Below are 17,880 nucleotides of genomic sequence, written 5' to 3'. Positions count from 1 at the left end.
TTGACCGTCGCGGATATTGCCGCGAATGTCCTGTATCCGGGCCTCAATGTGCCCATCCAGCGTGTCAGGCAGACGTAGAACGAAGTCACTCAGGCTGAGGACGTCATCCCCGTTCCCGGCGGCGCTGCCGGGATCCGAACCACCGCCACTGTCACCGGGCTCACTACCTTCGCTCAGAAAACCGCTTTCGCGACGGTCCTGCTCGCGAAGCTCCTCCAACTGGCGCTCGAAGTCCTCATCATCCGGTGCAAATGTGCGCAGGGAAACTGGACGAAATTCGGAAAAATCGTCGGTGCTTCCACCCTGCTCCGCATTGGCCTCGCCCTGCTCCCAGGCTCTCTGCTCGACGCGGTTTCGGGCCAGCTGAAGGAGATAGTCACTCAAGTCGGAAAGGTGGAACGTTTCATGTTCGTCGCGGTGGACCAAGCCATTGAGTTCAAGAGCCAGATCTTTGGCAATTGTTATTGCTGTATCTTCATCATCGACGACATAAGCCGCCACGACCTCCGCCAACCGCGTATCGACCTCGCTAACCACACCATTCGGCAGGCGTTGGACGAATTCCTCCAAAGTGAGTTCAACCGGGAGCACGATCTCCTGCGGATACCGGTTGCGAATGAACCCGCCCTTAACCAGGTCCTCCATGAATTTCGCCGGCGCTATCATCAGTCCGAGGTCTTGCAGGCAGGTTTTTGCCGCCTCCGTCGCGCTCTGCCAGTCCGGGTTTGTCGCATAGGCATATTTTTCCATGAAGGTCTGTATCGGCTTGTTGTCCGTCGTCCCCAGCTCGTCTGCAACAGCTGCTGGATTGTAAAGCTTTTTCCGCTCAATCCAGCCCTGCTTTTCGAGCCTTTCGAGAACCTCTATGGGTCGGATCTTAAGCTTGTCCCCGGAGATAATCCTATTTGCCAGACGGAGCGATGCCGGATCCCAACCAAATTGCGAGAAATAGCGCACGAACTGTGTTACCGTCTGGTGCGATCTGAAATCCGTCGGCTCGCCCCCATTTTCAAGGTGCCATTGCCAGAAGTCATCGCTGTCGTAAAATGCGCTGACATCGCCATTGGCTTCAAGCAATCCATCAACGACATTGACTGCGGCTTCAAGCCCGGCTTCGAATGCCGCATCGTCAAAGGGTTTGGGTCCCGTAGGATCTTCTATCGCACCAGCCGCCTCCATTAAGGTTTGCCGGGTTTCGTGCGACAAGTTGAGGGGTTGAGGGCCGTCCGGGTCAATGAAGGTGTCATAGATCGTTTGATTTGGTTTGTTGGTTTTGTAAGCAATCAAGAATTCGATGTTTTCCTCAATGAAGCGCGGGCCTGTAAACCGGACGAAGATGTCCCAGAGTTCCGGAAATCCATCATACAACTCAAGCGGAGAGTCTGGATAACGTTTGGTACCAATAATCGTCATGGGTCTCACTCATCTGTGCCAAGCGGCAGTTCGTTACCGCAAAAGGGCCACTGCTTGTGTGGCTTCAAAGGTAAGTGCCGCGGGAGCGAGATCAGGTTCACAGTGTTATGTCTTTTCACTGCTACCGTAGTTCAAATGTGTCCGTCCGGTGAAGCCGGTCTTCATGGCGGCGACGTGCTCTGTTACGCTGCTTTTGCAGCGTAACACCAAGGCATGAGTTCGTTGATGCGATTGATCTTGTGGTCGGCGATTTGTGCCAGAACCCAGGTCAGCCAGGCTTGCGGGTCGATGCCGTTGAGTTTGGCCGTTTCGATCAGGGTATAGGCGATAGCCGCGGATTTGCCGCCGCCTTTTGAACCCATGAAGAGGTAGTTTTTTCGTCCAAGGGCAATTGGACCTGTCCCGGATTTGTACCGCTCCTTTGACTTGGTATTTTGCCACAAAGGAGAATGTTCATGGCATCACCTCACGGCGCGGAGTTTCGCGCAGAAGCAGTCCGGATTGCGCTGACCAGCGGCTTGTCGCGTAAGCAGATCGCCAGAGATCTTGGTGTTGGTTTCTCGACCTTGAACCGTTGGATACAGCAGGACCGGCGCGATCCCGAGAAACCGTCCACACATTCTGACCTTGAAAAGGAACAAGAAGTTCAAGGCGACAACGGACAGCAATCACAGGTTCAACATTGCGCCAAATCTGCTGAAGCGGGACTTTTCTGCTGACCGGCCGAACCGGAAATGGGCTGGTGACATCAGTTATGTGTGGACCCGGGAAGGCTGGCTCTACTTGGCTGTCATCCTAGACCTGCATTCCAGACGTGTCATCGGTTGGGCCGTGAGCAACCGGTTGAAACGGGATCTTGCTATCCGGGCCCTGAACATGGCCATTGCCCTGCGCCGCCCGCCCAAGGGCTGCATTCACCATACGGATCGCGGCAGCCAATATTGCTCCCACGACTATCAGAAGCTTCTGCGCCAGCATGGCTTCCAGATCTCAATGAGCGGAACAGGAAACTGCTTTGACAACACCGCCGTGGAAACCTTCTTCAAAACGATCAAGGCTGAGTTGTTGTGGCAGAAATCATGGACCTGCCGCCGCGATGCCGAATTGGCCATATTCGAATACATCAATGGCTTCTACAATCCGCGCCGATGGCACTCGGCTCTGGGATGGAAAAGCCTATTGGCATTCGAAGCCAGGATCGCTTAAATGAGAACTCGGGGCGGAATCAAACCGTGACAGGTCCAGGTTGTGGCTTGTGTGTCGGGAGGGTCACAAACTACTAAAAAATTACGATAAAATCTAAAATTTTAATAAATGTAATTACAATTTGCCGAAATTCCGCCGTGTTCGGCTGTTTACATTTAATTTCCATTTAAATTCCGAGCTCTGCGTTTACCTTTTCTAAAGTTAATGTTTCTCGGGCTTTCTCGTATGGTGAAAAATATGTAAATATTCGGTAGCCTATTTTATGAAAACTGGTCGTAAGTAAATAGAGTTTGAGATATGAACGAATTTATCCGGATTGCGCAGGCCTCCACGATCTCTACAACTCAAGGTGAAGGTTCCGCCCCTGCGGCACCTTCTGCTCTAAGACTTGAGGGGCCCGCAGCCGACCAGTCCATCGTGCTGGAGCGGCAGGCTGGGCAGGAGGTCGATTTCCGGCAGATCCTCGACGACGACATTTCCTTTTTCCGGATCGAGGGCGATCTGCAGATGATCTTCTCCGACGGCGGGTCGGTGGTCGTGAAAGGGTTTTTTGACGGGAACGCGGAGGCCCCGGTTGCCATTGTTGGCCCGGAACAGACCCTCTCCCTTGAAGGTTTTGAAGACGTTGCCAACTTGCAGACTGCGGACGACCTGCAAACGGCCGCCGGCCCCACCAGCAATCTGGGTGCGGCCCTTGGCGGTGCGCAGAGCTCTGGCCAGAACTTCCAGGCGGCCGATATCGGAGGGCTCGGCGACGGGCTTGGCATTACGGATCTCCTGCAAGGAGAGCCGCCGCTCGACAATTCCTTCCTCATTGAGGATGTTTTTAGCGGTGACCTGGATGGCGAAGTGGACACGGTACCGGTCATCGGGACGCCGGTGGACAGCACGCTGGACGAGGCCAATACCCCCGGCGGAACGGATCCGGATGCCCCGGTCACGAACGCTCCCGTGTCCGCGTAAAAGCACGCTCATCAGCACATTGCATGCCGTGCACGTTGGCAGCGCGAGTCATCATGTCAGGTCCGTCACCGGCCTGCGTTTGGGTAGCTGCGCGCGCGCAGCGCCGTTTCTGCAAACTCGAACTGTGTTTTCTCACCACAATCCTGGTTGCATCAAACAGGCAGCCGCCTGGCAATTCATGACGAGGAAAAACATGTCCAAGTTCCGAAATCGAGCCGACCTCTACGTCCATCCACCGCCGGATCAATGTCTACAGCGAAAATAATTTTCCATCTGCCTTGAACCTTTTCCCGGCCTTCAAAGCACCTACTCACCGACCACAAAAAAGCGGACCTTCAGAGTGAAACTGCTTAGATCCATCCGGAACAACCCGTCTAGCGGAAGCCCACCAACAGATGAACAACTGTTGTCTGCCATCACCCGAGGAGAAATGGCGGCCTTCGAAGAATTACACCGCCGCTACTTGCCTAAACTGATGCACTTCTCAAGACGCATTACGGACAGCCACGAAGCGTCCGAAGAAACGGCCAATGACACCTTGATGGTTGTATGGCGTTCGGCAAAGAACTTCGAAGGACGGTCCAAGCCGTCTTCCTGGATTTTTGGCATAGCCTACCGGCAGGCCATGAAGAAACGCCAGAAGCTCGATCGACACAAGGACGACATTATGCTCGACGAACATTTGGTGGACGATGATCATGACACAGCGGCGGATATTATCCGGCGAAAGGACATCGGCAAAGCCCTGCAGCAGCTCACTCCCGAATTGCGGGCTGTCGTTGACCTGACCTACTACAATGGCTATTACTATACGGAAATCGCCGAAATCCTCGGTTGCCCTGTTGGAACAGTGAAAACGCGGATGATGACCGCCCGCAGGAGGCTCCGTGTCATCATGAGTGACGAAGAGCAAACCAAGCCGGAGAACGCAGTTGCTTGACACCTCCAACAAGGAAGCAAATGGACATTGGGACGAAGCTTGGGAACTGATCCCGTGGTTCGTAAACGGCACGCTTTCGGACGCAGAAAGAGATCGCGTTTCTCACTACATCGAAACATGTCCTGACTTTGCAGCAGAGGTTGCAAGACAGCATGTCCTAAAAAAAAGAGTGGCAACCGAAGACACTTTTGAAGTGCCCCTTGCAAAGAACTGGGAGAGCTTGCAAGCGCAAATTCGTGCAGAGCAGCGTACGAGCGCAACGCCCGCCCCGGCCCATGTTGCAAGGGGGAACCCCGTTACGCGCCGGCTTAAAGATTTCAGGGGCGCGATTATGGTATCAGGCGCTGCTCTGGCCGCCTGTGCCGTCGCAATTGTCGTTATTCTGCCGGATCGCACCTCCGAATACACAACGCTGACCGAGGGTCGTGCTGTTGAAACTGGAACCATCAAGTTCCAAACGCACGGAGAATTGGGAGATGAAGCTCTCAAAACCCTGCTTACGCGTCACGGATTGGCGCTTGTTTCCGGCCCTTCGGAATCCGGTGTTTACACGGCGAGTCTGTCTGGTCAATCCGATCCGGCCACCGCAGCCCATGATCTCATGACTGCCCCCGAGATCCTGTTTGCCGCACCGGACAGCAAGCCGTGACGCGTTCTGCCCTGACAATCCGGATCGTACTTGCGAGCATTCTGCTTTCGCTCGCCCCGATGTCTGCCCTGGCGCAAAGCCTATCGACCCAATTTCAACTGGTCCCAGCCGACACTCTTTCTCAGGACAACCAATTGATCCTGACGGTTCCACTTGAAAACACTTCGCTTCTTCCGGCGGTCAGCGCGGCAATTCAGAATCGCTACGGTGTTACGCTTTCAGCCGAGTGGCCCCTGCGGTCCATCTCGGTCCATTGTCTTGTCATAGATACGAACGGCAGCCCGGATATCGATGGGTTGATCGCCCGCATGCGCGCAGATCCCCAGATCCGGACAGTTCAGCGGTTGCAGGTGTTCGATACCCTTCAAGGAGCATATTCCGACCCCCTCCTCCCGGCCCAGACGGCCCTGATCCAACTCAACGCGATCGCGGCGCAAAGAATTTCCATGGGTGACGGCGTCACCGTAGGCATCATTGATAGCCGCATCAACCGCAGCCATCCGGATTTGGCTCATCGTGTCCTGGACGCGCGTGATTTTGTTGGCTCGCCCCAAACCAGCCATGGAGAGGCGCATGGAACGGCCATGGCCGGAATCATTGCCTCCAATGCCAATAACGAGCTTGGAATTGCCGGCATCGCGCCCGAAGCGGATTTGGTTGACCTGCGCGCATGCTGGCAGAAAAACGCGTCTTCCGGACATTGCAACAGCTTTTCACTGGCCAGAGCGCTTAATTATGCCATTTTGAACAATATCCGGGTGATCAACATGAGCCTCGGCGGGCCTGCTGATCCTTTGCTGGAGGAGCTCATCCGCACGGCGGTCGACGGCGGGTTCATTATTGTCGCAGCGCGCGGCGAAGGACCCGAGCTGACTTTTCCCGCTTCTTTGCCTGGGGTTCTGGCCGCCGGGAGCAGCAATGCCAATGACTCTATCCCGGCCCCTTCTGTCGATGTTCTGACGACGTCGGCTGACGGTGACTATCATTATGTCTCGGGATCCTCTGTGGCCGCAGCTAACGTTAGCGGCGTCATAGCGCTCATGGTGTCCAAAACCCCGGATTTGACCAATACCGTGATCGAAAATGCGCTCCGCGCGTCTGTCATTCCCCAAGGCCGCGGCAGGATGCTGGATGCCTGCAAGGCCCTTCAGACCGTCAGCATGACAAGCATAGACTGCAGTGCTCACGCCATCCGGCCCTCCACTTCGCACAATAACTGAAACGCTCCGAACTTTTTTAACGCCCTCGTGAACCCGCGAAGGCTCCGCAGGCACTTATTAGGAAAAGGAGCCTGCGCATAAGTCATTCTTACGACCGGCTCCGCGTCTAAGCCTAACCGGAATGCGGAGACCGCAGATGAACATGCGCCCAGTTTTCGTCCTTTTCTTTCTGTTGCTAACGGCTCTCCCAGCCACTGCGCAGGAAAATCGAGTTGTGGCACTGGTGATCGCAGTCGGTAAGGTGACCGAGCGTGCGGATGTCATGCAGGCTTTACTCCATACCATCGGCGTGGAAACGCTGCGAGCCGACAATCCGAACAATGCCGAACTACGCTCAATTCTGATCCGATTTTCCCGCGAAGCAGCCATTTCCCGCGCAGCTTTCGTCTATCTCCACACCCCTGTCGTGGATTTCCAGAAGCAAAGCTTCGTTCTCCCGGCGGGCGCCACGCTCAACCGGGGAACGGACCTTTTCACCCAGGCCCTGCCAATCCAGGCCTTTTCCCGGTCGGCCGGCCAGGCAGGACAAGGTGGAGCAACAATTGCCACTCTTGGCGCAGTTCCTTTCGAGCTACCCGACGGCACCGAACCATCAACAAGCGCACCTGGACCAATCTCTCAATTTTCTCCGGTTCTGGTAGGCCCGGAAAACGTCTTCCCCGAGATGATCGCAGCTTTTGAAAACGCGCTTCAAGCCGAAGAAGTGGAAGTCAGCACATTGCTGCGTCGCATGTCCGTGCTCAATGGGGTCACGATCTCGGAATTTCCGAAACAGCCCATTTTTCTGCGCACGAAATCCGGCAAAGAAGAGCCGGAAACAATCCCGGTTGCAGTCCCTCAAACCGAAGATACCGAAGAGAGCCCGGAAATCACGCCTGCTAAAACAGAGGAGCCGGCATCTGCGGCTCCGCCAGAAACGCTGGAAGAACTGGCTTTGCTCGAACAAGCCCTCTCTCGCGCAACAAAGCGACTGGTGCAGAACCGGCTTCGCAACCGGGGGCATTACAAGGGATTGGTCGACGGAATCTTCGGCCCGCAAACCCGTGCCGCGATCGAAGCGTTCCAGGCAGACCGGGAGGAAGAACCTACCGGCCTTCTGACCCGACGCCAACTCATCGAACTCAGTTCCTGACGACGGCAATCACCCGGACCGCCTTCCCGTTGCCTCTACTTCGAAACCGAGGACAATCCCCATGGGCCTTCGCTTTAAATTCAACATTGTCCTGTTCCTGACATGCGTCCTGGGCATCGCCGCCACGTCGGGCATCGCCTTTTCTATTGTCCAGAAGTCAGCCGTCGAAGAAATTCACCACTCGATCGATCTTGTACGGGCCAATGCAATTGCCGTCCGAGGCTATACGGTCAACCAGATCACGCCGGCCTTGTCCGACGACAGCGAGATTCTTTTTTATCCGGAAACGGTTGCAGCGTTTTCGGCTCAATCGGTCTTCGCACGTTTCAAAAAGATGTTTCCCGAATTCAGCTACAAGGAAGCCGCTCTCAACCCGACCAACCCAGATGACCTGCCCAATGAACTCGAAGAAGAGCTGATCAACCGGCTTCGCGATGACCCGTCCCTCACGCAGATTTCCCGGGTCGTGGAAAACGGGGAAGGCAAGTTCCTGACAGTCGCCTTCCCGCTGACCATCAAGCAGGAGGGTTGCCTTCTATGCCACTCGACCCCCGAAGTGGCCCCTCCTGCAATGGTTGACCTCTATGGTGAAGAAAACGGCTTTGGGTGGGAGCTTGGTGAAACTGTGGGTGCGCAGATCATATCCGCACCCATGTCGATTGCCGACCGGCGCGCCCAGGAAACGGGGATTATCCTGATTGCAGGATTCACCCTGCTCTTCGTCCTGATCTTCATCATCACCAACATTATGTTGGGTGGCATCGTTCTGCGCCCGGTTCGCCGCATGTCGGATGTGGCCGAGAAGGTCAGTCTTGGAGATTTCTCCATTCCGGAATACCGCAAAAAAGGCAAGGACGAGATCAGCTCTCTTTCCCTTTCCTTTAACCGGGTTCGCCGCAGTCTCGAACGCGCCATGAGCATGATCGATGACTGATCGCACAATCATTGCCCCGGGAAATGGCGAGCGTTTCATTGGCAAGTATCGAATTGAAGGCCTTCTGGGTGAAGGAGCGATGGGACGCGTCTATGCCGGAATAGATCCCGACATCGAGCGGCCTGTTGCCATCAAGACCATTCACCAGCACCTGATCGATGCCGACGGAAGCCAGGATTGGCTGGATAGATTTGCCCGCGAAGCAAGGGCCGCAGGACGGGTGCTCCATCCAAACCTGGTCACAATCTTCGACTTCTTCCAGGCAAACAAGGTTCCCTACATCGTGATGGAGCGGGTTCGCTCCACAACGCTCGAAGACCGCCATTCAGACAACAAAACAATCCCGCTTGAAGAAGTCCATGCGATCATGTCGCAGGTTCTTGCGGGCCTTTCCTGCATTCACGCGGCGGGTATCGTCCACCGTGACCTGAAGCCTGCCAACGTGATGCTCACCGATGACGGCAGCATCAAGTTGACGGACTTCGGCATCGCCCGCCTGACCTCGATGGATGCAACAGGCGCCGGCATGATCGGGACACCGGCCTACATGGCTCCCGAACAAATGATGGGCACCGATGTCGATGCCCGCGCAGATATCTACGCCGCCGGCGTTGTCTTTTATGAAATGCTGACCGGCCGCAAGCCTTATCAAGGCGGTGGGGTCGAAGCGCTCTTCAATGCGCTAAAGGACGGCCAGATTACACTGCCGAGCAACCTCATAGATACACTTCCGCCCGATCTCGACCAGATCACCCTCAAAGCCATGAGCATTGAGCCGCAAAACCGGTTCGAAAATGCTGATGCCATGCGGGAGGCCCTCGCCAATGTCATGCCGAGGGCAGATCGAACCGGCCTGATCAACATGACGCCCCCAGCCGGTAAGCGAAGCCCGCGGGGGTCGGAATCCTCCTCCATGGCGAACCGCCTGAGTTCACAAACACTACTTGAGGTGGAGAAACACCTGACCTCCGGCCTCGGGCCGATGGGCCGGGTCATAGTCCGACGCGCAGCCGAACGCTCCAGCAGTCCCCGGGAAATGATCGAAACCGTGCTTGGAGAGTTTTCCGATGTCGACGAACGCAATCAGGTCAAGGCAGTCATCGAAACCATCATTGAATCCGACACTTCAAACCTGGTGCTTAAAGCCTCCCTTGCGGGTCTTCCCGAAGAAACCGTGCAAACCGTTGTTACCCAATTGAAGGCGCATCTTGGTCCGATCGCCAAGATTCTGGTCGCCAAGGCCGCTGGTGAAGCGACCTCCCTGGAGGACCTCGCCCAGAAAGTTGCACTCCACCTGGATGATGAAAAGGAACGCCGGCAGTTCCTGAACGCCGTCAACACGGGGCAAGCCTGAAGCACTTCGCTAAAAGTCTCAAACCATTGGAAGACAAGACATGCTCGAACTGGACGAACTCCTTCAAAGCTTTGGCGAGGACGCCCCAAGCGGCGAAGACCTGACCTACGACAGCGCCTATACAGAGTTGGAATTGGCCAGCCAGCAAGGCGAGGAGAAGGTGGTTGGAGATGCCGTCATCGCAGCGGAAGAACCGGACTATGTTGACGTTGTTGACAAGGCCAGAACACTGCTTGCTCGAACCAAAGATCTTCGTGTCGCGGCCATCCTTGCCAATGCAGCTCTTCGTACCGGCGGTCTGCCTGCTTTTGAAGAGGTCCTGTCCTATGTCCGCGGTTGCCTGGAACAACATTGGAAGAGTGTCCATCCGCAGCTTGATGAGGAAGACGATGACGACCCGACCATGCGGGTCAACGCAGTCCTTGGCCTGACTGACCGAGAAACCATACTCTCTTCACTAAGACTTGCGCATTTGACGAATAGCCGGACTTTTGGCCAGTTCTCGATGCGCGATATCCTGACCGCCGAAGGAGAGATGCTGTCTCCACCGGACCTGGAAAATATTCCGACCGATCAAGAGGTATCCGCTGCTTTCAAGGATACTGATCCGGAATACCTTGCATCGCTGGCAGAGGCCGTTGCCAATAGCCTGGAGCACGTCAAAGCGATTGATGCAGTTTTTGACGAAAAGGCCGGTGCCCTCGGTCCGGATCTGGCACCTCTTCAAAAAGCGCTTTTCGAAATCAACCGCCGATTGGCCAATTATGCGCAAATCGACAGCGCCGGCATGTCCGAAACATCCGACGAGGATGATGCAGAACCTACAGCAGAAGCAACCCGGAACGCGTCAGCAAGTGCACCACTCGGCGCCATCAACTCTCCGGAAGACGTGAAAAAGGCGATCGACCGGATCATCGAATACTACGCAAGGTGCGAACCTTCCAGCCCACTGCCGCTCTTGCTTAAGCGGGCGCATCGGCTCGTGTCCGCCGACTTCGTAACCATCATGCGGGACATGGCCCCGCTCGGCGTCGAAAACGTCGCGCTCATCGGCGGATTCGAGGCGGAAGAAAATGATTGATCCCCGGATGAACCCTTTGGCCGCAGGCAGGCACTTACCTGCAGACAACCACGGGAACCATTATCATGGCCAGCAGTCAGAAATTTATCGCCCGCAATCGGGCACCTCGCGTTCAGATCGAATATGACGTCGAGCTCTACGGTGCGGAAAAAGAGGTCCAACTGCCCTTCGTGATGGGCGTCATGTCGGATCTTTCTGGCAAGTCCGAGGAACCGCTTCCATCCGTTGCGGACCGCAAGTTCCTCGAGATCGACGTCGACAATTTCGATGATCGCATGAAATCGATGAAGCCGCGTGCAGGATTCACGATTCCGAACACATTGACCGGGACCGGCAACCTTGCGGTGGATATCACGTTTGAAAGCCTCGAGGACTTCTCGCCGGCGGCTATCGCGAAAAAGGTCGAGCCCCTGAAAAAATTGCTCGATGCGCGAACCCAGCTCTCGAATCTGACCACTTACATGGACGGGAAGACCGGCGCGGAAAATCTGATGGCGCAGATCATTCAAGACCCTGCCCTGCTAAAGGCCCTGGCCAGTGCACCAGCCTCCTCCCCTGCGTCTGACGAAAACGAGGAATAAGCTATGAGCGAGACCACGCAAGAGGCAGCCGGCGCCGAACCCCAAACTGAAACGACCTTTGGATCCAGCGAATTCGCTTCGCTCCTCCAAAAGGAATTCCGGCCCAAGTCCGACCAGGCAAAAAGCGCGGTTGAGGAAGCCGTCCGGACCCTCGCGGAACAGGTTTTGCAGAATCAGGCACTTGTTTCGGATGATGCGCTTCGCTCCATCGAAGGCATTATTGCCGAGATCGACAAGAAGCTGACCGAGCAGATCAATCTGATCCTTCATCATGCTGATTTTCAGCAGTTGGAAAGTGCCTGGCGCGGCCTTCATTTCCTCGTCAACAACACCGAAACCGACGAGATGCTGAAGATCCGGGTCCTGAACATTTCCAAGAAGGACCTGTCGAAGACACTGCGCAAGTTCAAGGGAACGGCCTGGGATCAGTCTCCAATCTTCAAGAAGCTCTATGAAGAAGAGTACGGACAGTTTGGCGGCGAGCCATATGGCTGCCTTGTCGGCGATTATCATTTCGACCACAGCCCCCGGGACGTTGAGATCCTGAGTGAAATGTCGAAAGTCGCTGCGGCCGCTCACGCTCCGTTCCTGACTGGCGCTGATCCAAGCCTGTTTCAGATGGATTCCTGGTCGGAACTCGCCAATCCGCGCGATCTGACCAAGATCTTCCAGACCCCGGAATATGCTGCCTGGCGCTCCCTGCGCGAGAGCGAAGACAGCCGGTATCTGGGTCTCGCGATGCCGCGTTTCCTTGGCCGCTATCCTTATGGTGACAAGACCGACCCGATCGAAGAGTTCGCCTTCGAGGAGGATACGGAAAGCGCATCATCGGAGAGCTATTGCTGGGTGAATGCCGCCTACGGTATGGCCCGCAACATCACCCGATCGTTCAAGGAATATGGCTGGTGCACCCGAATTCGCGGTGTTGAATCGGGTGGTGTCGTCGAGAACCTCCCCACCCACACGTTCCCGACCGATGATGGTGGGGTGGACATGAAGTGCCCAACCGAAATTGCCATTTCCGATCGCCGGGAAGCGGAACTTGCAAAGAACGGCATGATGCCGCTGATCCACCGCAAGAACAGCGACATGGCGGCTTTCATAGGCGCCCAGTCCCTGCAGAAACCGACCGAATATGATGATCCGGACGCGACCGCCAACGCCAATCTGGCGGCACGGCTTCCATATCTCTTCGCCACCTGCCGCTTTGCCCACTACCTGAAATGCATTGTCCGCGACAAGGTTGGGTCCTTCCGCGAACGGGAAGACATGCAGAACTGGCTGCAGGACTGGATCAACAAATACGTTGACTACAACGCAGACAACTCCCCCGAGGAAGTCAAGGCCCGCCACCCCCTCGCGGCTGCCGAAGTGCAGATCGAAGAGGTCGAAGGCAACCCTGGCTACTACTCCTCAAAATTCTTCCTGAGGCCGCACTACCAGCTGGAAGGGCTCTCGGTTTCCCTCCGCCTGGTGTCCAAACTGCCGTCTCAAAAAGGTGAGTAAGACCTCCAGCTGGAGGTAGTCCTCCAGCTCCCCCTCAATTTCAGAACAGACACTGTGAAAGGACATTCTCATGGCTTTTGACGCATTTCTTTACTTCAAAGACTCCAAGAACAAAGTGGTCGGTGAAACGACCGACAAGGAAATGGGCAGCAACAATGCCTTTGAACTCCGCTCCTTCGAGTTCGGTGCGGAAACCAACGTCAATATCGGATCGGATACCAGCGGTGCCGGTGCAGCCGGCAAGACCACATTCAAGGACTTCCAGATCACCAAGCGGACCGATACGGCGTCCTGCGCCCTGTTCAATGCGCTTTGCAGCGGAAAGCACTTTTCGGAGGCGATTATCGAGTTGCGCCGTTCCGGCGGTGAAGCTGGCCGGACCGGAAAGACCTTCATGACAATTCACTTCAAGATGGTCATGGTGAAGGACATGTCCTGGAGCGGTTCGGAAGGCGACGATGTCCTGGAAGAAACGATCATCTTCGAGTACGGCGCCATCAAGATCGAATACTCCAAGCAGTCCAAGGACGGCTCTCTGAAGAAAGCAGACGGCAACCAGGGCGAGGCGAAGTGGAGCCGCGTCCTCAACACCGCCGACTATCAGGTCAACTAAAGATCTCACTAAAAGCATACCTATTCGGGCGCGGCCCAGGCCGCGCCCGTCCCCCGGCACACGCATCAAAGGCAATTTGGCATGGACGCGGAGCACCTTTTGAAAAAGGGCGACCTGGATGGAGCGCTCTCATCCTTGCAAATGGCCATCCGCAAATCGCCGGAGGATCCGCGTCTTCGCGTCTTTCTTTTTCAACTTTTATGTATCATGGGTAACTGGCAGCGGGCGGTTGCACAGTTGAAGACTTGTGCCACCCTTGATCCGTCATGCGAGAACATGGCGCAGACCTACCGCTCCGCAATCCTCTGCGAAATCCTGCGCGAACAGGTTTTTGTCGGCAACAAACCGCCAACCGTTTTCGGCGAGCCGGAAGTCTGGACAGCAGGCTTGATCGAAGCCCTGAAGCTTGAAGCACAGGGCGAAGTCAATGCCTGTGAGGATTTGCGCCAATCCTCCTTCGAAGCCGCCCCGGCGATAGGCGGGGTGGTTGATGGGTCGCCCTTTTCCTGGATTGCGGATGCGGACCCCCGTCTGGGCCCCATCCTGGAAGTGATCGTCAACGGCCGCTATTTCTGGGTGCCTTTTTCAAATATCTACAAGCTTCAGATGGAGGCTCCCGAAGACCTGCGAGATTACGTCTGGATGCCGGCCAGCATCACCTGGCGCAGCGGCGGGACCACCGTCGCACTCATACCGACCCGCTATGATGGCTCCCACGCTTCTACAGACACTGCAATTTGTCTTGCGCGCAAGACAAGCTGGATCACCGAAGGGGAACAGGTCCTGAAAGGTGAAGGGCAGCGTCTTCTCGTGACAGATGCCGAGGACATCGCACTCATGCAACTGCGCGAGTTAATTCTTGGCGAAGCCCCAAGCAGCGCAACTTCACTCGAAACAGCGGTATTAGACGATGGTTGACCGGCGGCTTTCCGAACGTCTCCAACCATCTCTGCTTGACCGGCTTACCGATGAGGCTCCGGAAGAGACCAAAGAAGCTGGCGCAGACCGCTTCATCGATCTTCCACGTCTGCGGTCGATCATCCAGCGTGATCTTGCCTGGCTTTTAAATACGTCAAACCTCGAAGCTGCCCACGACTTGGAACAGTACCCTCAAATTGCCCGGTCGGTCGTCAACTATGGCATCCCGGATCTTTCCGGCACTGTCCGCACCAGCCATCGGACCGTCGAGATCCAGCAATCCATCCGGAGGGCCATCGAAACTTTCGAGCCCCGGATTTTGCCCGAAACGCTGGACATCTCGATCCAGGGCCAAAGTAACCAGGCCGGATCCGTGCTCTCTCTAGACATCCGTGGAGAACTTTGGGCTGAACCAGTACCAGTCGACATTTACCTGCGCACCGCACTTGATGTGTCGACCGGCCAGGTTTCCTTGACAAGTCAGGGTTAGCGCCATGGATACCCGACTGCTCAGACGCTACGAAGAAGAACTCAGTTTCATCCGCGAAATGGGAGCTGAGTTCGCTGAAACCTATCCGAAGATCGCATCCCGTCTCGGCATGGACCATACGGAGGTCAACGACCCGTACATCGAAAGGTTGCTTGAAGGTTTTGCCTTCATGGCCTCCCGGGTTCAGCTCGAGCTTGATCTTCAATACCCCGTCTTCACCCAGAACCTTCTGGAAATCGTCTACCCTCATTTTCTTGCACCGACCCCGTCAATGACCGTCGCAAGACTGGTACCGGATATGGCGCAAGGTGGGTTTGAGCGTGGATATACGCTGCCCCGGGGAACAATTCTTCGTAGCGAGATCCTTGAAGGCGAACAGACCGCCTCTCAGTTCTCAACCTCGCAAGACACGACACTTTGGCCGCTAGAAATCACTGAAGCCGAATATGTTGAAGGCCGCGGCGAACTCGTGGCCGCAGGGCTGGGAAAAAACAACAAGGCGAAGGCAGCCTTGCGCCTGCGTATTCACAGGGTCGGTAACCTTCCGCTCCAGGACTTGCCAGTGGATCGCCTGACCCTTTTCTTTGCGGGTGCCGGTGCAGAACCTTGGCGGCTTTATGAAGCTGTCTTGGCAAAGGGTATCGGATTGGCCGGACGCTCGACGGATCGCAGAAACGACTGGAACCAGGATCTCGGCAAGGACATAACCCCTCGCGGTTTCGATCAGGAGGAGGCGCTTCTCCCGGTTCCGGGCCAGTCCTTTGAAGGGTACCGCCTGTTGCAGGAATATTTTGCCATGCCGCAGCGCTTCTTCTTCGTTGATCTTGCAGGTCTTCAGCCTGCGATCAAGCGGACCGAAGGCTACGACCTCGACATCTATGTTCTCCTTGAAGACGACTATCCGTCGCTGAAATCCGTATCTGCAGCAAGTTTCGAGCTCCATGCGGTTCCCGCGATCAATCTATTTTCCAAACGCTGTGACCGCGTTCCCGTCGCCAGTACCGATGTGGATCACCATGTCACGGCGGATCGCATGGCGCCTTTGGACTACGAGATCTACCAGCTGGAAGAGGTCGTCGGAATCGGTGCGGAAGGCGCGGACGATACTCCATTCCAGCCGTTCTACAGCGCCAAAAACTACACACCGTTTGGCGATTCTCATGGGGCGTATTTCAGCGTCCGCCGGAGGTTGCGCCAACGTTCCGAAAAGCAAAGGCTCAAAGGCGGGCGGACCTCCTACCTCGGCACCGAATTCTACCTGTCCTTGAGCGATCGCAGCCAGGCCCCGTATTCCGGAAACATCAAACAGCTCGCCGTGCGCGCACTCTGCACCAATCGCGATTTGCCCCTCTATACCCCGATAGGCAAAGGGGACACCGATTTCGTCCTTCCTGACGGCGGCCCGGTCGCAGAGGCCCGTGCTATCGTTCCGCCGACCCGTCCCCGGCATTGCCTGGCGGAAGGTAGCCGATCCTGGCAGTTGGTAAGCCACCTCAGCCTCAATTACCTCTCTCTCGTCAACGCCGACCGGGGATCCGGCGCTGCGGCACTTAGAGAATTGCTCGGCCTTTATGCCCCGGTGGGTGAAACCGCCATCGCCAAGCAGATGGAAGGGCTTGTTTCGGTAAACTCGCGCCCCATCGTGCGACGCATAACCGAAGGTCCCCTATCGACGGCAGTCCGTGGGCTGGAGGTCAAGATAGGCTTTGACGAAAGTTTCTTCGAAGGAGCGGGCTGTTATGTCCTAGGTGCGGTCCTTGAAACGTTTTTCGCGAAATACGTGACGCTGAACAGCTTCACCGAAACCGGCATTCATTCACAGCAGCGGGGAGACATCGCAAGATGGCCGGCGAAGAGCGGGAAGCGGACGCTGATCTGAGCCGCCTCCGCGCGCTTGGGCAGACCCCGGAAAAATATCATATTTTCCAGGCGCTTCGGCTGATCGAGGCGGCCTATGATGATCATCCGCGTCTTGGCCGGTCGAAAAGCCCGTCGCAAGACCCTGTCCGCTTGGGACAGACCCCCGCGATGGCTTTCCCGACATCGACAATCTCATCCTTCGACAAGGATCCCGAAAGCGGCCGCCACCAGCTGTCCCAGTACGTCTTCGGGCTATTCGGTCCGCACGGGGCCCTTCCACTTCACCTCACCGACTACGCCCGAGACCGGTCTCGAAATCATCGTGACAAGACGCTGTCCGCCTTTGCCGATGTCTTTCATCACCGGATGATTTCCCTGTTTTACAGGGCCTGGGCGACCGGCGAGCCGGCACCCTCCTTCGACCGCCCTGATGACGATCCCTTCGGCGCAAAGCTTGATGCCATCGCCGGCATCGACGGCGAAGCCTTCAAAGACCGCGATGCCATGCCGGATCTGGCCAAACGGCATTTTGCCGGGCTCATGTCGGCAGCCCCCCGCAGCGAAGCGGGTCTTGCAGCGGTGCTCAAGGAGTTCTTTCGTTCCGAGGTCACCATCGAGAGCTTCATCGGCAGCTGGCTGCATCTGGAATCGCACGATCGCGGACAACTCGGCGCTGCCGCGCTTGGCGGCCAGGCCAGTCTCGGTGAGAAGGTCTGGTCCCGGGAAGCCAAATTCCGGGTGCGGATCGGCCCCTTGTCGCTCGCCGATTACGAGCGCCTCCTGCCGGATGGCGAAGGCCAGAAACGGCTGGCGGCGATAATCCGAAACTATGCCGGTGATGCGCTGGAATGGGAGGCCAATCTCGTTCTCCTGAAGAGCGACGTTCCGCCCCTGCTTCTTGGCGAAAGCGGACAACTCGGCCGGACAAGCTGGATCGGGCAGCGGGAAGACCGAGACGCCGACGACCTTTGTGTCACGCCCCCGCGCGGCCTCCCTCTTATTTGAGCTTATAGGACAACA

Annotated in this window: 17 protein-coding genes and 2 pseudogenes; 17 read left to right on the top strand and 2 right to left on the bottom strand. The window is 56.3% G+C overall.

All coding sequences use genetic code 11. From position 1 onward, the window contains the following. The coding region (locus tag ACXAH0_RS13285) for a hypothetical protein (protein WP_475191889.1) at nucleotides 1-1,413 on the bottom strand (1,413 nt) is incomplete at its 3' end. A 182-nt stretch (nucleotides 1,414-1,595) separates the two neighbouring features. Next, a pseudogene (locus ACXAH0_RS13280) lies at nucleotides 1,596-1,808 on the bottom strand (transposase domain-containing protein); the annotation flags it as partial. 54 nt (nucleotides 1,809-1,862) lie between these two features. Here ACXAH0_RS13280 and ACXAH0_RS13275 point away from each other — a divergent pair. The 17 genes and pseudogenes from ACXAH0_RS13275 to tssG all read left to right on the top strand — a co-directional run bounded on the left by ACXAH0_RS13275 (nucleotide 1,863) and on the right by tssG (nucleotide 17,865). Beyond that, nucleotides 1,863-2,132 (top strand): transposase, encoded by a 270-nt coding sequence (locus tag ACXAH0_RS13275; RefSeq protein ID WP_475191885.1) that lies wholly within the window; start codon nucleotides 1,863-1,865, stop codon nucleotides 2,130-2,132. Next, nucleotides 2,053-2,619: pseudogene (locus ACXAH0_RS13270) on the top strand (IS3 family transposase); the annotation flags it as partial. The gene ACXAH0_RS13275 and the pseudogene ACXAH0_RS13270, both read left to right, overlap by 80 nt. A 297-nt stretch (nucleotides 2,620-2,916) precedes the next feature. Further along, nucleotides 2,917-3,582: a hypothetical protein gene (locus tag ACXAH0_RS13265; RefSeq protein WP_475175012.1), complete on the top strand. Its 666-nt coding sequence runs from the start codon at nucleotides 2,917-2,919 to the stop codon at nucleotides 3,580-3,582. A 406-nt stretch (nucleotides 3,583-3,988) separates the two neighbouring features. Then, complete coding sequence (locus ACXAH0_RS13260; protein WP_475175013.1) at nucleotides 3,989-4,522, top strand: RNA polymerase sigma factor; 534 nt, start codon at nucleotides 3,989-3,991, stop codon at nucleotides 4,520-4,522. Then, complete coding sequence (locus ACXAH0_RS13255) at nucleotides 4,515-5,171, top strand: hypothetical protein (RefSeq protein ID WP_475191881.1); 657 nt, start codon at nucleotides 4,515-4,517, stop codon at nucleotides 5,169-5,171. The genes ACXAH0_RS13260 and ACXAH0_RS13255 overlap by 8 nt, the downstream gene beginning before the upstream one ends. 59 nt (nucleotides 5,172-5,230) lie before the next feature. Continuing rightward, nucleotides 5,231-6,391: a S8 family peptidase gene (locus ACXAH0_RS13250; RefSeq protein ID WP_475191877.1), complete on the top strand. Its 1,161-nt coding sequence runs from the start codon at nucleotides 5,231-5,233 to the stop codon at nucleotides 6,389-6,391. Between the two features lie 136 nt (nucleotides 6,392-6,527). After that, nucleotides 6,528-7,523 carry a peptidoglycan-binding domain-containing protein gene (locus tag ACXAH0_RS13245; protein ID WP_475191873.1) on the top strand — a complete coding sequence of 332 codons (996 nt, stop codon included), beginning with the start codon at nucleotides 6,528-6,530 and terminating at the stop codon, nucleotides 7,521-7,523. A gap of 61 nt (nucleotides 7,524-7,584) precedes the next feature. After that, nucleotides 7,585-8,457: a Tll0287-like domain-containing protein gene (locus tag ACXAH0_RS13240; protein ID WP_475175018.1), complete on the top strand. Its 873-nt coding sequence runs from the start codon at nucleotides 7,585-7,587 to the stop codon at nucleotides 8,455-8,457. Next, nucleotides 8,450-9,811, top strand: coding sequence for a serine/threonine protein kinase (locus ACXAH0_RS13235; protein ID WP_475175020.1), 1,362 nt, complete (start codon nucleotides 8,450-8,452; stop codon nucleotides 9,809-9,811). The genes ACXAH0_RS13240 and ACXAH0_RS13235 overlap by 8 nt, the downstream gene beginning before the upstream one ends. A 40-nt stretch (nucleotides 9,812-9,851) precedes the next feature. Next, on the top strand, nucleotides 9,852-10,892 hold the full coding sequence (gene tssA / locus ACXAH0_RS13230) for a type VI secretion system protein TssA (protein WP_475175021.1): 1,041 nt from the start codon (nucleotides 9,852-9,854) through the stop codon (nucleotides 10,890-10,892). Nucleotides 10,893-10,957: 65 nt separating this feature from the next. Next, nucleotides 10,958-11,473: a type VI secretion system contractile sheath small subunit gene (tssB, locus tag ACXAH0_RS13225; protein ID WP_475175022.1), complete on the top strand. Its 516-nt coding sequence runs from the start codon at nucleotides 10,958-10,960 to the stop codon at nucleotides 11,471-11,473. 3 nt (nucleotides 11,474-11,476) lie between these two features. Beyond that, complete coding sequence (gene tssC, locus ACXAH0_RS13220) at nucleotides 11,477-12,979, top strand: type VI secretion system contractile sheath large subunit (RefSeq protein ID WP_475175023.1); 1,503 nt, start codon at nucleotides 11,477-11,479, stop codon at nucleotides 12,977-12,979. 70 nt (nucleotides 12,980-13,049) lie between these two features. Next, nucleotides 13,050-13,592 (top strand): Hcp family type VI secretion system effector, encoded by a 543-nt coding sequence (locus ACXAH0_RS13215; protein WP_475175025.1) that lies wholly within the window; start codon nucleotides 13,050-13,052, stop codon nucleotides 13,590-13,592. Between the two features lie 99 nt (nucleotides 13,593-13,691). Further along, a complete protein-coding gene (locus ACXAH0_RS13210) occupies nucleotides 13,692-14,510 on the top strand; it encodes a type VI secretion system accessory protein TagJ (protein ID WP_475191869.1) in 819 nt (272 codons plus the stop codon). Next, on the top strand, nucleotides 14,503-15,000 hold the full coding sequence (gene tssE / locus ACXAH0_RS13205) for a type VI secretion system baseplate subunit TssE (RefSeq protein WP_475191865.1): 498 nt from the start codon (nucleotides 14,503-14,505) through the stop codon (nucleotides 14,998-15,000). The genes ACXAH0_RS13210 and tssE overlap by 8 nt, the downstream gene beginning before the upstream one ends. A 4-nt stretch (nucleotides 15,001-15,004) precedes the next feature. Further along, entirely contained in the window at nucleotides 15,005-16,879 is a 1,875-nt protein-coding gene (tssF, locus tag ACXAH0_RS13200; protein ID WP_475191861.1) for a type VI secretion system baseplate subunit TssF, read from the top strand. Beyond that, nucleotides 16,843-17,865 (top strand): type VI secretion system baseplate subunit TssG, encoded by a 1,023-nt coding sequence (gene tssG / locus ACXAH0_RS13195; protein ID WP_475191857.1) that lies wholly within the window; start codon nucleotides 16,843-16,845, stop codon nucleotides 17,863-17,865. The genes tssF and tssG overlap by 37 nt, the downstream gene beginning before the upstream one ends. The last annotated feature ends 15 nt before the right edge of the window (nucleotides 17,866-17,880 follow it).

It is taken from the genome of Roseibium sp. AWQ4_290 (assembly GCF_056160985.1).
The sequence above is the reverse complement of the archived record's forward strand: the minus strand, read 5'-3'. Positions and strand labels throughout refer to the sequence as shown.

Excerpts from the sequence above, each read along its gene's own strand:
- tssA (WP_475175021.1), top strand. The coding sequence starts at position 9,852 with ATGCTCGAACTGGACGAACTCCTTCAAAGCTTTGGCGAGGACGCCCCA.
- ACXAH0_RS13250 (WP_475191877.1), top strand. The coding sequence starts at position 5,231 with ATGTCTGCCCTGGCGCAAAGCCTATCGACCCAATTTCAACTGGTCCCA.
- tssE (WP_475191865.1), top strand. The coding sequence starts at position 14,503 with ATGGTTGACCGGCGGCTTTCCGAACGTCTCCAACCATCTCTGCTTGAC.
- tssB (WP_475175022.1), top strand. The coding sequence starts at position 10,958 with ATGGCCAGCAGTCAGAAATTTATCGCCCGCAATCGGGCACCTCGCGTT.
- tssG (WP_475191857.1), top strand. The coding sequence starts at position 16,843 with ATGGCCGGCGAAGAGCGGGAAGCGGACGCTGATCTGAGCCGCCTCCGC.
- ACXAH0_RS13245 (WP_475191873.1), top strand. The coding sequence starts at position 6,528 with ATGAACATGCGCCCAGTTTTCGTCCTTTTCTTTCTGTTGCTAACGGCT.
- ACXAH0_RS13215 (WP_475175025.1), top strand. The coding sequence starts at position 13,050 with ATGGCTTTTGACGCATTTCTTTACTTCAAAGACTCCAAGAACAAAGTG.
- ACXAH0_RS13265 (WP_475175012.1), top strand. The coding sequence starts at position 2,917 with ATGAACGAATTTATCCGGATTGCGCAGGCCTCCACGATCTCTACAACT.
- tssC (WP_475175023.1), top strand. The coding sequence starts at position 11,477 with ATGAGCGAGACCACGCAAGAGGCAGCCGGCGCCGAACCCCAAACTGAA.
- ACXAH0_RS13275 (WP_475191885.1), top strand. The coding sequence starts at position 1,863 with ATGTTCATGGCATCACCTCACGGCGCGGAGTTTCGCGCAGAAGCAGTC.
- ACXAH0_RS13235 (WP_475175020.1), top strand. The coding sequence starts at position 8,450 with ATGACTGATCGCACAATCATTGCCCCGGGAAATGGCGAGCGTTTCATT.
- ACXAH0_RS13240 (WP_475175018.1), top strand. The coding sequence starts at position 7,585 with ATGGGCCTTCGCTTTAAATTCAACATTGTCCTGTTCCTGACATGCGTC.
- tssF (WP_475191861.1), top strand. The coding sequence starts at position 15,005 with ATGGATACCCGACTGCTCAGACGCTACGAAGAAGAACTCAGTTTCATC.